We start from the raw sequence: 12,777 nt of genomic DNA on the forward strand, positions 1-12,777 counted from the left end.
CGCATTCACCTGTCCACCGCGCCCGTACACGGGGTCAGCCGCGTGCCGGCATTGCCTGTGCTCTCGCGCTGCGCGCCGAGCGTGCTGGTGCCGCTGCGCATGCACCTGCCGCTACGGAGGCCCGATGTCCAAGCGTAACGGTGGGCTGCGCTTCCAGAGCGGAGGCGGCAAGCGCCAGGCCGCGCCGGCAGTGCCGGTGGGCAAGAAGCAGACCCTGGAGGTGGAGCGCCTGGCCCATGACGGCCGGGGCATCGCCTTCGAGCAGGGGCGCACCTGGTTCGTCGACGGCGCCCTGCCGGGCGAGTCCATCGAGGCGCGGGTGCTGGGTGCCCGCAGCCAGGTGGTGGAGGCCCGTGCCGAGCGCATCCTGCGGGCCAGCCCGGAGCGTCGCGCCGAGCCGTGCCCCCATGCCCGCCAGTGCGGTGGCTGTTCGCTCCAGCATCTGCCCCATGAGGCCCAGCTCGCCCTGAAACAGCGCACGCTGGCCGAGCAGCTGGAGCGCTTCGCCGGCCTGGTGCCGGAAACCTGGGCCGCGCCGCTGGTGGGGCCGGAGTTCGGCTACCGGCGTCGCGCCCGCGTGGCGGTGCGCTGGGACGCCAAGGCCGCGCGCCTGGAGGTGGGTTTCCGCGCTGCGGCGAGCCAGTCCATCGTCGCCGTGCAGGACTGTGCCGTGCTGGTACAGCCCTTGCAGACGATCCTGCGTGCGTTACCGCCCCTGCTGGCTGGCCTGGAAAGACCGCAAGCGATCGGACACGTCGAGCTCTTTCACGGCACCGCCTCTTCCCTCCTGCTGCGCCATACCCAACCGCTGGTCGACGGCGACCTGGCACGCCTGCGCGCGTTCTGCGCCGAGCACCAGGCGCTGCTCTGGCTGCAGGGGGCGGGTGAGCCGCAGCCGGACCACGCCGACGCGCAGCTGGGTTACCGATTGGAACAGTGGGACCTGGCGCTGGGCTACCGCCCGGGCGATTTCGTCCAGGTCAATGCCTGGATCAACGAAGCGATGGTCCGCCAGGCGCTAGACTGGTTGGCACCCCAGGGCCACGAGCGGGTCCTGGACCTGTTCTGCGGGCTGGGCAATTTCGCCCTGCCGCTGGCGCGGATGAGCCGCGAAGTGGTGGCGGTGGAAGGCGTCGAGGCGATGGTCGAGCGGGCCCGTGACAACGCCCGGGCGAACGGCCTGGGCAACGCGCACTTTTTTGCGGCCGACTTGTCGAAGCCGCTGGCCGAAGCCACCTGGGCGACCGGGGGCTTCGATGCAGTATTGCTGGACCCGCCGCGTGACGGGGCGTTCGAGGTGGCTCGCCACCTGGGCGAACTGAAGGCGAAGCGGGTGGTGTATGTGTCCTGCAACCCGGCCACCCTGGCGCGCGACAGCGCCGAGCTGGTCCGGCAGGGCTACCGGCTGAGGACGGCCGGCATCCTCGACATGTTCCCGCAGACGGCGCATGTGGAGGCCATGGCGTTATTCGAGGCGGGCTAGGACGCTCGCGTAATCCGACTGGCCCAGAGAGGCTGGCGATCATTCGGCGCGCTGGCATGCGCCGTAGGGAAGGTAAGGCAAGATGGTACAGGTCAGAGCGCAACAGCCGGTCAACACCGACGGCAGTATCAACCTCGAGGCATGGCTGGACCATGTGCTCAGTCTCGATCCGGTGCTGGACCGCGCCGTGCTGAAGCAGGCCTGCGAGTTCGCCCGCGATGCCGAGCAGCAGGCCAACGCCGCGCAGAACCTCTGGGCCGAAGGCACCTCCAGCTTCCAGACGGGCCTGGAGATCGCCGAGATCCTCGCTGACCTCAAGCTCGACCAGGAGTCCTTGGTGGCGGCGGTGATCTACCGCGGCGTGCGCGAGGGCAAGATCCCCCTGGCCGACGTGCAGCAGCGCTTCGGTCCGGTGGTCGCCAAGCTGATCGAGGGCGTGCTGCGCATGGCCGCCATCAGTGCCAGCCTCAACCCGCGCCAGTCCATGGTGCTGGGCACCCAGACCCAGGTGGAGAACCTGCGCAAGATGCTGGTGGCGATGGTCGACGACGTGCGCGTCGCCCTCATCAAGCTGGCCGAGCGTACCTGCGCCATTCGTGAGGTGAAGAACGCCGACGAGGAGAAGCGCCACCGCGTCGCCCGCGAGGTGTTCGACATCTACGCGCCCCTGGCCCACCGCCTGGGCATCGGCCACATCAAGTGGGAGCTGGAGGACCTGTCCTTCCGCTACCTGGAGCCGGACCAGTACAAGAAGATCGCCAAGCTGCTGCACGAGCGCCGCCTGGACCGCGAGCAGTACATCGCCGACGTGATGAACCAGCTGCGCCAGGAGCTCACGGTGGCGGGCATCAAGTCCGACATCAGCGGGCGTGCCAAGCACATCTATTCCATCTGGCGGAAGATGCAGCGCAAGGGCCTGCAGTTCAGCCAGATCTACGACGTGCGCGCCGTGCGCGTGCTGGTGCCGGAAGTGCGCGACTGCTACACCGCGCTGGGCATCGTGCACACCCTGTGGCGCCACATCCCCAAGGAATTCGACGACTACATCGCCAACCCCAAGGAGAACGGCTACCGCTCCCTGCACACGGCGGTGATCGGCCCGGACGGCAAGGTGCTGGAGGTGCAGATCCGCACCCACGCCATGCACGAGGAAGCCGAACTCGGTGTCTGCGCCCACTGGCGCTACAAGGGCACCGACGTCAAGACCAGCTCCAACCACTACGAAGAGAAGATCTCCTGGCTGCGCCAGGTGCTGGAGTGGCACGAGGAGCTGGGCGATATCGGCGGGCTGGCCGAGCAGCTGCGGGTCGACATCGAGCCCGACCGCGTCTACGTGTTCACCCCCGATGGCCACGCCATCGACTTGCCCAAGGGCGCCACGCCCCTGGACTTCGCCTACCGCGTGCACACCGAGATCGGCCACAACTGCCGGGGCGCGAAGATCAACGGGCGCATCGTGCCGCTGAACTACAGCCTGCAGACCGGCGAGCAGGTGGAAATCATCACCGGCAAGCAGGGCTCGCCGAGCCGCGACTGGCTCAACCCCAACCTGGGCTACATCACCACCTCCCGGGCGCGGGCGAAGATCGTCCACTGGTTCAAGCTGCAGGCCCGCGACCAGAACGTCGCCGCCGGCAAGGCCATGCTCGAGCGCGAGCTGGCGCGCCTGGCGCTGCCGCCGGTGGACTTCGAGAAGCTCGCCGAGAAGTGCAACCTGCGCACCGCCGAGGACATGCACGCGGCCCTGGGGGCCGGCGACCTGCGCCTGGCCCACGTGGTGAGCAACGCCCAGCAACTGGTGGAGCCGGAGCGCGGCACCAGCGAGCAGCTGGAGCTCATCCCCCGCCGCTCCACCGGACAGTACAAGCCGGGCAAGCGCGGCGACGTGCAGATCCAGGGCGTCGGCAACCTGCTCACCCAGATGGCCGGCTGCTGCCAGCCGCTGCCGGGCGACCCGATCGTCGGCTACATCACCCTCGGTCGTGGCGTCAGCATCCACCGCCAGGACTGCGCCTCGGCGCTGCAGCTGGCCAGCCGCGAACCCGAGCGGATGATCCAGGTCAGCTGGGGCCCGGTGCCGGTGCAGACCTACCCGGTGGATATCGTCATCAAGGCCTACGACCGTTCCGGCCTGCTGCGTGACGTGTCCCAGGTGCTGCTCAACGAGCGCATCAACGTGCTGGCGGTGAACACCCGCTCGAACAAGGAGGACAACACCGCCTCCATGCTGCTGACCATCGAGATCCCGGGGCTGGACGCCCTGGGCCGCCTGCTGGCGAAGATCGCCCAGCTGCCCAATATCATCGAGGCCCGTCGCAATCGCGCAGCCTGAACCGCTGCGCGATTCGCGCGTGACGTTCAGGTCGCGCCGGGTTCAACCACTGGATCTGCCATGTACCAACTCAATGACCTGCTGCACCTGATGGCCCGGCTGCGTGACCCGCAGTACGGCTGCCCCTGGGACCTGAAGCAGGACTACGCCAGCATCGTCCCGCACACCCTCGAAGAGGCCTACGAGGTGGCGGACGCCATCGAGCGGGGTGACTTCGCCCACCTGCCCGGCGAGCTGGGTGACCTGCTGTTCCAGGTCGTCTACTACAGCCAGCTGGCGAAGGAGGAGGGCCGCTTCGAGTTCGCCACGGTGGTCGATGCGATCACCCGCAAGCTGGTGCGCCGCCATCCCCATGTGTTCCCCGACGGCGACCTGTACGGCGCCCCGGACATGGCACGCCTGGAGGAGGCCGCCATCAAGCAGCGCTGGGAGGAGATCAAGGCCGAGGAGCGCGCCGAGCAGGCCGCCGCCCCGGAGCAGCTCTCCCTGCTGGACGATGTGCCCAGCGCGCTGCCGGCCCTGTCCCGGGCGGCCAAGCTGCAGAAGCGCGCGGCCCAGGTGGGCTTCGACTGGCCCGAGGCGCTGCCGGTGGTGGACAAGGTCCGCGAGGAGCTGGACGAGGTCCTCGAAGCCATGAGCGAGAACGACCCCGAGGCAGTGGCCGAGGAACTGGGCGACCTGCTGTTCGTTGCGGTCAACCTCGCCCGTCACCTGAAGGTCGACCCCGAGACGGCACTGCGTTCGGCCAACGCCAAGTTCGAGCGGCGCTTCCGCTACATCGAACAGGCATTGCGCGAAGCGGGTCGTCCCATTGAAGATTGCACCCTGGATGAACTGGACGCCCTCTGGGGCGAGGCCAAGAAACAGGAAAAAGCCACCCTTGGCTGCTAAGCAGAGAGACTGAACGACCCATGAGCCTTTCCCTTCGTGACCAGCTGCTGAAAGCCGGACTGGTCAGTGAAAAGCAGGCCAAGCAGGCCGGTAAGCAACAGCAGAAGCAACAACGCCTGGAGAAGAAGAACCAGGTGGAGAAGGACGACAGCCTGCGCCAGGCCACCCTCCAGGCCCAGGCCGAGAAGCTGGCCAAGGACCAGGAGCTGAACCGCCAGCAGCAGGAGAAGGCCGACCAGAAGGCCCGCGCAGCGCAGGTCAAGCAACTGATCGAACGCACCCGCCTGCCCAAGCTGACCACCGACGACTACTACAACTTCGTCGACAACAAGAAGGTCAAGCGCATCGCCGTCAACGACCTGATGCGCGACAAGCTGAGCCGTGGCTCGCTGGCCATCGTCCAGCACGGCGGCGGCTACGAGGTGATCCCGCGCGATGCCGCCCTGCGCATCCAGGAGCGCGATCCGCGTCGCATCGTGTTGCTCAACGTCGCCTCCGAAGAGGTGGACGAGGACGATCCGTACGCCGCCTACAAGGTGCCGGACGACCTGATGTGGTGAGTGCGGGTTGAATGGGAAGAAGCCGGGCAATGCCCGGCTTTTTCATGGCTGGGGGATCCTCAGCAGACCTGGTTGCCCAGCAGCACCCGGCCGAAGTGCGCGCCTTCGGTCAGCGGGGTGATGGCGGCGATCTGGTCCAGCCGCAAGCGCTCGCGCCCGGCCTCGCTGTGTACCAGCAGGAATTCGTCCTTGTTACGGTCGGTCTCGGTGTCCATGGCGCGGGCTTCCAGCTGGCGGCCGTCGTCCAGCTCGATCAGCAACTGGTAGCGGTGTAGGCAGGCCAGTTCGATGTAGTCGTACAGCTCGCAGGAAAGGGGCAGGTAAGGGGTCATGAGGGCATCCTCAAGGGCTGTGCCCCGACATCCTATACCCGTCCGGCGTGGCTGCCAGCCCGGCCTTGCGGTGGGGCGCCCAATAAAAAGCCGGGCGCAGGGCCCGGCTTCTGGGATGGTGGCGTGGTGGCTCAGCTGCCCTTGACCTCGCGGCCGTCGACGCTGCCTTCCTTGAGCATGATCTGGTATTCCTTGCCGTCCTTCTCCACCTGGTTCAGGCGCACCAGCAGGTAGTCCCAGTCCTTGGCGAACCAGAGGGTGGTCTTGCGGGCGCTCTGGGTGGGGTCGCGCACGCGCTCGACCTTGATGGCATCGACGCTGCCGGCCATGGTGTCCACGCGCTCCTGGCCGAGGACGCGGAAGTCGTAGGTTTCCACTTCGTCGCCGTCGATCACCTGGTAGCTCATGCTCTTCTTGCCGGCGGCAACGTCGCGCTGGAGCACCAGTTGGTAGGTGGACTTGTCGACCATGCCGCGGTTCAGGGGCAGGCGCACCTGGTTGCCGCGGTCGGTCCCGATGACCTGCTTCTCACCCCAGTCGAAGTCCAGCTCGACCTGCTTGCTCTTGCCCAGGCCGCTGCGGTTGAAGCGGTAGGTGACGGGCAGGAAGGTGGTCTTGTCCAGGCGGAATACGCTGACTTCGCTCAGGCTGGCCACCAGCATGGAGGCCTCGAAATCCAGCTGCCAGCGCCCATCGTCCAGTTGCTTCAGGGAGCGGCCGGCGCTGCCGCTGATGGGCATGGTCTTCCAGTCGGCGGTGTAGCTGGCCTTGAACGGCTTCAGCTCGGCCGCAGTGACCGGCAGGGTGAAGAGGGCGAGGAGCAACAGCACAGCACGACGCATTGGCAAATCTCCTAGTTACGCAACTGCTGCCCGGTAGGGGGCAACGCTTGGCCGTCCAGTAGGGCGCCGTTCTCGCCGAGGCGCAAACGGCCTTCGGCGAACCAGCGCACGGCCAGCGGGTAGATACGGTGTTCCTCGGCGTGCACCCGCTGGGCCAGGGTGTCTGGCGAATCGCCAGACTCTACCGGGATTACCGCTTGTACGACCAGAGGGCCACCATCGAGTTCCTCCGTCACGAAGTGGACGCTGCAGCCATGCTCGGCGTCGCCGGCTTCCAGCGCGCGCTGGTGGGTGTGCAGGCCCTTGTGGCGGGGCAGCAGGGAGGGGTGGATGTTCAGCAGGCGGCCGGTGTAGTGGCGCACGAAGCCCGGGCTGAGGATGCGCATGAAGCCGGCCAGGACCACCAGGTGCGGGGCGAAGCTGTCGATCAGTGCCGCGAGGGCCTGGTCGAAGGCCTCGCGTCCGTCGAATTCGCGATGGTCCAGTACACGGGTTTCGATGCCGGCCTGGCGCGCACGCTCCAGGCCGTAGGCATCGGCGCGGTTGGAGATCACCGCGCGGATTCGCGCCGGATGCCCGGCGCTGGTGGTGCTGTCGATCAGGGCCTGCAGGTTGCTGCCGGAGCCGGAAATCAGCACCACCACGTCACAGCGGTCGGTCATCAGTGGGCTTTCAGGTTGTTCAGCACGACGCGCTCGCTGCCTTCGGCACCTGCGGCGATCTGGCCGATCACCCAGGGCTGTTCGCCAGCGGCACGCAGGGTTTCCAGGGCCACGTCCACCTGTTCGGGGGCCACGCAGATGACCATGCCGACGCCGCAGTTGAGTACGCGGTGCATCTCGCGCTCGTCGACGTTGCCTTTCTCCTGCAGCCAGTCGAATACCGCCGGGCGGGTCCAGCTGGCGACGTCGATGACGGCCTGGGCACCCTCGGGCAGTACGCGCGGGATGTTCTCGGTGAGGCCGCCGCCGGTGATGTGGGCCATGGCCTTCACCGCGCCGGTGTCCTTGATCAGCTTGAGCAGCGGCTTGACGTAGATGCGGGTCGGGGCCATCAGCAGGTCGGCCAGGGGCTTGCCGTCCAGCTGGATCTGCTCGATGTCGGCGCCACTGACTTCGATGATCTTGCGGATCAGCGAGTAGCCGTTGGAGTGCGGGCCGGAGGAGGGCAGGGCGATCAGGGTGTCGCCGGTGCGGACCTTGGAGCCGTCGATGATCTCGGCTTTTTCCACCACGCCGACGCAGAAGCCGGCCAGGTCGTAGTCCTCGCCTTCGTACATGCCGGGCATTTCGGCAGTCTCGCCACCCACCAGGGAGCAGCCGGCCAGTTCGCAGCCTGCGCCGATGCCGGTGACCACGGTGGCGGCCACGTCAACGTTGAGCTTGCCGGTGGCGTAGTAGTCGAGGAAGAACAGCGGCTCGGCGCCGCAGACCACCAGGTCGTTCACGCACATGGCGACCAGGTCCTGGCCGATGCTGTCGTGCTTGTTCAGGTTCAGCGCCAGGCGCAGCTTGGTGCCGACGCCGTCGGTGCCGGAGACCAGCACGGGCTGCTTGTAGCCGGCCGGGATCTCGCAGAGGGCGCCGAAGCCACCCAGGCCGCCCATCACTTCAGGGCGGGCGGTGCGCTTGGCCACGCCCTTGATGCGTTCGACCAGGGCTTCGCCCGCGTCGATGTCCACACCGGCGTCCTTGTAGCTCAGGGAGGGTTGCTTGCTCATAGATCCAGGCCTTTAGGGGAAATTCGTGGGTCGACCGGCTACAAGGGCCGGTTCGCGAAGGCGCGCGATTTTATCAGGGTTGGCCTGTAGCGGCCATCGGCAGCGGTCGCGCAGGGGGAAAAGCCCGAACCGCCGGGTGCCGCCCGTTGCCGGCCAGGATGGGCCTGTTTAAGGTATAGCCCTTCCCGATGCGGCCCCGGCCGCTCCATCCGTTCGTCGAGAGTCCCCCCATGCGCCTGATCGCCCGCCTGTTGTTGGTCTGCCTGCCGCTGCTCAGCCCGCTGGCCCATGCCGAAACGGTCGCCAGCCTCTATCAGGTGCGCGAGCCGGTGCTGTCCCAGCAACCCGAGGAGCGCGACCAGGCGCTGAACCGCGCGCTGGAAACCCTGGTGATCCGCCTGACCGGCGACACCAAGGCACTGAACAACCCGGCGCTGGCCGAGGTACGCAAGAACCCGCAGCAACTGATCAGCCAGTTCGGCTACGAGGGGCAGTCGCTGCAGGTGGACTTCGACCCGGTGACCACCGATCGCACCTTCCGCCAGGCCGGCATCGGCCTGTGGAGTGCCAACCGCCCGGCGATCCTGACCTGGTGGCTGAACCAGGCGGCCGAGGGCGCCAGCCTGGTGGGCGACGCCCAGACCGCCGCCGCCCCTCTGCGTGATGCCGCCCAGCACCGTGGACTGCCGCTGCGCCTGCCGCTGGCGGACCTCAGTGAGCAACTGGCGGCGACGCCGGAGAACCTGACTGCCGCCGACCCGGCAGCCTTGCGCCCGGCCTCCGAGCGCTATGGTGCCGATGCCCTGCTCGCCGTGCTGGCCAGCGAGGCGGATGGCAAGTGGAAGGCCAACTGGCACCTGTGGATCGGCGACAGCCGTGAGCAGGGCACCCTGGAGGCGGCCGATCCGGCGGCCCTGGCCGATGCCGTGATGCTCGTCGTGAGCCAGCGCCTGGCACCGCGTTTCGTGGTGGCGCCGGGCGTCGGCCAGGAGCAGGTGCTGGAAGTGAAGGGCGCCGACCTGGACCGCTACGCCGAGCTGTCGCGCGCGCTGGAGCCCTTCGGGGCCCGGCTGTACCAGGTGGAGGGCAATGTCCTGCGCTTCCACGTCAGCGCCAGCGTCGACCAGCTGCGTGCCCAGCTGGCCCTCAGTGGGTTGACCGAGTCGCCCGCCGAGCAGGCGCCGGTGGACGCGGCCCAACCGGCTGCACCGGGCGCTTCGCCGCAGGTCGTGCCACGGCAGAATGCGCTGCGCTTCCAGTGGTAAGGATGCCGAACCTGCCACTTTCGTCCGGGATGAGGGACCGTCATGACTGATTCGCGTCGCTGGCTGTGGGTCGGGGGCGTTCTGCTCCTGGGCTGGCTGCTGTACCTGCTGCATCCGATTCTTTCGCCGTTCCTGGTGGGCATGCTGCTGGCCTACATGGGGGACCCGCTGGTGGACCGCCTGGAGGCACGCGGGCTGTCCCGCACCTGGGGCGTGGTGGCGGTGTTCACCCTGTTCAGCCTGGTGCTGCTGGCGCTGCTGCTGATCCTGATCCCGATGCTGGCGCGGCAGGTGGCGCGGCTCTACGAGACGGCGCCGCAGATGCTGGACTGGCTGCAGAACAGCGCGTTGCCCTGGGTCCAGGCCAAGCTGGGGTTGCCCCAGGGCTTCTGGCGCTTCGACAAGCTCAAGGAGGTCGTCAGTGGCCACCTGGGACAGACCACCGACCTGGTGGGCGTTATCCTGGCCAGTGCCACGGCTTCGGGCCTCGCGCTGGTGGGCTGGGTCGGCAACCTGCTGCTGATCCCGGTGGTGGGCTTCTACCTGTTGCGTGACTGGGACCTGATGGTGGCCAAGCTGCGTGGCCTGCTGCCGCGCAGCCGCGAAGGGCTGGTGGTGAAGCTCACCGGCGAATGCCACGAGGTGCTGGGGGCGTTCATCCGTGGGCAGCTGCTGGTGATGCTGGCCTTGGGCGGCATCTATGCGGTGGGCCTGATGATCGTCGGCCTCGACCTCGGCCTGCTGATCGGCCTGCTCGCCGGGCTGGCCAGCATCGTGCCGTACATGGGGTTCATCGTCGGTATCGGCATGGCCGTGGTGGCGGCGCTGTTCCAGTTCGGCGGGGTCGATCCCTATGCCTTGCTGGGAATTGCCGTGGTGTTCGGCGTCGGTCAGTTGCTCGAAGGCATGGTGCTGACCCCCATGCTGGTGGGTGATCGGATCGGCCTGCACCCGGTGGCAGTGATCTTCGCGATCCTCGCCGGCGGCCAGCTGTTTGGCTTCACCGGTGTGCTGCTGGCGCTGCCCGTGGCGGCCGTGATCATGGTTTTGCTGCGCCATGCGCATGATTTCTATAAACTTTCGGATCTTTACGGAGAGACCGGCAGCGGTTCCGACGAACCCAGCGATACGGCATGAAACCCATCCAGCTTCCCCTTGGCGTGCGCCTGCGTGACGACGCGACCTTCGCCAACTATTACCCCGGCGCCAACGCCGCGGCCCTCGGCTATGTCGAGCGTCTTTGCGAACCCGATGCCGGGTGGACCGAGAGCCTGATCTACCTGTGGGGTGCGGAGGGTGTCGGACGCAGCCATCTGCAGCAGGCGGCCTGCCTGCGCTTCGAGCAGCGTGGCGAGCAGGCGGTGTACCTGCCCCTGGCGGACTTGGTGCAGTACGGCACGGCGATCCTCGACAACCTGGAGCAGTGCGAGCTGGTCTGCCTGGACGACCTGGATGCCGTGGCCGGGCGCGCCGACTGGGAAGAGGCGCTGTTCCACCTGTTCAACCGCCTGCGCGATGCCGGCCGCAAGCTGCTGCTGGCTGCCAACACCGCGCCGCGGGAACTGCCCATCGCCCTGCCGGACCTGAAGTCGCGCCTGACCCTGGCGCTGATCTTCCAGCTCCACGCCCTCTCCGACGAAGACAAGCTGCGTGCCCTGCAGTTGCGTGCCTCGCGCCGTGGCCTGCACCTGACCGAGGAAGTCGGCCGCTTTATCATGACCCGCGGCTCGCGCAACATGAGCGTGCTGTTCGACATCCTCGAACGCCTGGACCAGGCCTCTCTCCAGGCGCAGCGCAAGCTGACCATCCCCTTCCTCAAGGAAACCCTGGGCTGGTAACGACGAAGCGCCCCGTAGGGCGCTTCGTGCGATTCACCGTTCCCGACCTCAGCTTTCGCCGGCCAGCTTGCGGTTGTGCTGGAACTTCCAGCGCGTGTACAGCAATGCCGCGCAGAACAGCACCACGCTGAGCACCACCATCAGCCAGCCGAACACCATGCGCTTGGGATCGGCAGCGGCCAGCACGCCCTGGATGAAGTAGAGGTTGATCACGAAGCAGGCCCAGGCGTGGGCGCGGGCGTTGCCTAGGAGCATCCCGGGGGCCAGCAGGGCCAGGGGCAGCAGCTCGATGCTGAGCACCACCCAGTAGCGGGCGCCGTTCAGGTCCGCGTACACCAGGGTCCACACGGTCAGCAGCAGGATCAGGCCGAGGAAGCTGGCCAGGCTCAGGGCGCGGCTGATGGCCAGGCGCGGGGCGAGCCAGTCCAGCTCCGGGAGTTTCTTGGGTTTTCTAGCCACGTCCGTTCTCCAGTCGCAGGGCCGTCTGTGCCAGGCGTTGGCCCAGGGCGCGGCAGAGGGCGCTCTCCTGCTCATCCAGGCCGCGCTTGCCGTCGGCGCCGGCGTAGTGGCTGGCACCGTAGGGGGTGCCGCCGCCGGTGGTGCTGAGCAGGGCGGGTTCGCTGTAGGGAATGCCGGTGATGAGCATGCCGTGGTGCAGCAGGGGCAGCAGCATGGACAGCAGGGTGCTCTCCTGGCCGCCGTGCAGGCTGGCGGTGGAGGTGAACACGGCGGCCGGCTTGCCCACCAGCTCGCCGCTGAGCCAGAGGCTGCTGGTGCCGTCGATGAAGTACTTCAGCGGTGCCGCCATGTTGCCGAAACGGGTCGGGCTACCCAGGGCCAGCCCGGCGCAGCCCTTGAGGTCGTCGAGTGTGGCGTACGGGGCGCCTTCGGCGGGGATGTCCGGCGCGCTGGCTTCGCAGTCGGCGGACACCGCCGGCACGGTGCGCAGGCGCGCTTCCAGCCCGGCGAGTTCGACGCCACGGGCGATCTGGCGGGCCATGCGCTCGGTGGCGCCGTGGCGGCTGTAGTAGAGGACGAGGACGTAGGGCGTGCTCAAGGCAGGATCTCCAGCACCTTCTCCGGTGGGCGGCCCACCACGGCCTTGTCACCCACCACCAGGATGGGGCGCTCGATCAGGCGCGGGTGCTGGCTCATGGCGTCGATCAACTGGTCGTCGCTGAGCCCGGTGTCGGCCAGGCCCAGGCTCTGGTATTCCTCCTCGCCGGTGCGCAGCAACTGGCGTGCGCCGATGCCCAGGCGTGCCAGCAGGGTCTTCAGCTCGGCCGGGCTGGGCGGGGTTTCGAGGTAGCGCACCACGGTCGGGGTGAGGCCGCGGGCCTCCAGCAGCTCCAGCGCACCACGGGATTTCGAGCAGCGCGGGTTGTGATACAGGGTCATTTCGGTCATGGCGGGGGTCGCAAGGCCTTGAGTGAGGCGGCTATTCTAACCGCGTCCGCGTGCGGGCCTGAACCGTGCATGTGGTTTCGGGCGGCGGACAAGCACCTCAGTCAACG

General features: G+C 67.8%; 14 protein-coding genes. 7 read left to right on the forward strand and 7 right to left on the reverse strand.

Translation table 11 applies throughout. From position 1 onward, the window contains the following. Positions 1 to 124: 124 nt before the first annotated feature. The 4 genes from rlmD to FBY21_RS27055 all read left to right on the forward strand — a co-directional run bounded on the left by rlmD (position 125) and on the right by FBY21_RS27055 (position 5,266). Complete coding sequence (gene rlmD / locus FBY21_RS27040; protein WP_142015374.1) at positions 125 to 1,483, forward strand: 23S rRNA (uracil(1939)-C(5))-methyltransferase RlmD; 1,359 nt, start codon at positions 125 to 127, stop codon at positions 1,481 to 1,483. 82 nt (positions 1,484 to 1,565) lie between these two features. Further along, positions 1,566 to 3,815: a GTP diphosphokinase gene (gene relA / locus FBY21_RS27045; protein WP_142015377.1), complete on the forward strand. Its 2,250-nt coding sequence runs from the start codon at positions 1,566 to 1,568 to the stop codon at positions 3,813 to 3,815. Positions 3,816 to 3,875: 60 nt separating this feature from the next. Then, a complete protein-coding gene (gene mazG, locus FBY21_RS27050; protein ID WP_044414189.1) occupies positions 3,876 to 4,706 on the forward strand; it encodes a nucleoside triphosphate pyrophosphohydrolase in 831 nt (276 codons plus the stop codon). Between the two features lie 20 nt (positions 4,707 to 4,726). After that, on the forward strand, positions 4,727 to 5,266 hold the full coding sequence (locus FBY21_RS27055) for a DUF2058 domain-containing protein (protein ID WP_044414186.1): 540 nt from the start codon (positions 4,727 to 4,729) through the stop codon (positions 5,264 to 5,266). A 59-nt stretch (positions 5,267 to 5,325) separates the two neighbouring features. Here the strand turns inward: FBY21_RS27055 and FBY21_RS27060 are convergent, their stop codons facing one another. The 4 genes from FBY21_RS27060 to purM all read right to left on the reverse strand — a co-directional run bounded on the left by FBY21_RS27060 (position 5,326) and on the right by purM (position 8,160). Continuing rightward, on the reverse strand, positions 5,326 to 5,598 hold the full coding sequence (locus tag FBY21_RS27060; protein ID WP_044414183.1) for a Rho-binding antiterminator: 273 nt from the start codon (positions 5,596 to 5,598) through the stop codon (positions 5,326 to 5,328). A gap of 131 nt (positions 5,599 to 5,729) precedes the next feature. Beyond that, positions 5,730 to 6,440, reverse strand: coding sequence for a DUF3108 domain-containing protein (locus tag FBY21_RS27065; protein WP_044414180.1), 711 nt, complete (start codon positions 6,438 to 6,440; stop codon positions 5,730 to 5,732). Between the two features lie 11 nt (positions 6,441 to 6,451). Continuing rightward, positions 6,452 to 7,102: a phosphoribosylglycinamide formyltransferase gene (purN, locus tag FBY21_RS27070; protein ID WP_074971902.1), complete on the reverse strand. Its 651-nt coding sequence runs from the start codon at positions 7,100 to 7,102 to the stop codon at positions 6,452 to 6,454. Next, entirely contained in the window at positions 7,102 to 8,160 is a 1,059-nt protein-coding gene (purM, locus tag FBY21_RS27075; protein WP_044414175.1) for a phosphoribosylformylglycinamidine cyclo-ligase, read from the reverse strand. Before purM ends, purN begins: the two co-directional genes overlap by 1 nt. Before the next feature lie 230 nt (positions 8,161 to 8,390). On the opposite strand from purM, the gene FBY21_RS27080 reads away from it, so the two are divergent. Genes FBY21_RS27080 through hda form a run of 3 tightly spaced genes read left to right on the forward strand, consistent with a single transcriptional unit; the run spans position 8,391 to position 11,263 of the window. Beyond that, positions 8,391 to 9,425, forward strand: a complete 1,035-nt coding sequence (locus tag FBY21_RS27080) for a DUF2066 domain-containing protein (protein ID WP_142015381.1) — start codon at positions 8,391 to 8,393, stop codon at positions 9,423 to 9,425. Between the two features lie 42 nt (positions 9,426 to 9,467). Beyond that, entirely contained in the window at positions 9,468 to 10,562 is a 1,095-nt protein-coding gene (locus FBY21_RS27085; protein WP_074971899.1) for an AI-2E family transporter, read from the forward strand. Beyond that, on the forward strand, positions 10,559 to 11,263 hold the full coding sequence (gene hda / locus FBY21_RS27090) for a DnaA regulatory inactivator Hda (protein ID WP_044414169.1): 705 nt from the start codon (positions 10,559 to 10,561) through the stop codon (positions 11,261 to 11,263). The genes FBY21_RS27085 and hda overlap by 4 nt, the downstream gene beginning before the upstream one ends. Before the next feature lie 48 nt (positions 11,264 to 11,311). Here the strand turns inward: hda and FBY21_RS27095 are convergent, their stop codons facing one another. Genes FBY21_RS27095 through arsC form a run of 3 tightly spaced genes read right to left on the reverse strand, consistent with a single transcriptional unit; the run spans position 11,312 to position 12,670 of the window. Then, positions 11,312 to 11,722, reverse strand: coding sequence for a DUF2069 domain-containing protein (locus tag FBY21_RS27095; RefSeq protein ID WP_142015386.1), 411 nt, complete (start codon positions 11,720 to 11,722; stop codon positions 11,312 to 11,314). Then, a complete protein-coding gene (wrbA, locus tag FBY21_RS27100) occupies positions 11,715 to 12,320 on the reverse strand; it encodes an NAD(P)H:quinone oxidoreductase (protein WP_044414163.1) in 606 nt (201 codons plus the stop codon). Before wrbA ends, FBY21_RS27095 begins: the two co-directional genes overlap by 8 nt. Continuing rightward, a complete protein-coding gene (gene arsC / locus FBY21_RS27105) occupies positions 12,317 to 12,670 on the reverse strand; it encodes an arsenate reductase (glutaredoxin) (RefSeq protein ID WP_069562213.1) in 354 nt (117 codons plus the stop codon). The genes wrbA and arsC overlap by 4 nt, the downstream gene beginning before the upstream one ends. Between the last annotated feature and the right edge of the window lie 107 nt (positions 12,671 to 12,777).

The organism is Pseudomonas sp. SLBN-26 (genome assembly GCF_006715895.1).
Taxonomy (GTDB): Bacteria; Pseudomonadota; Gammaproteobacteria; order Pseudomonadales; family Pseudomonadaceae; genus Metapseudomonas; species Metapseudomonas otitidis.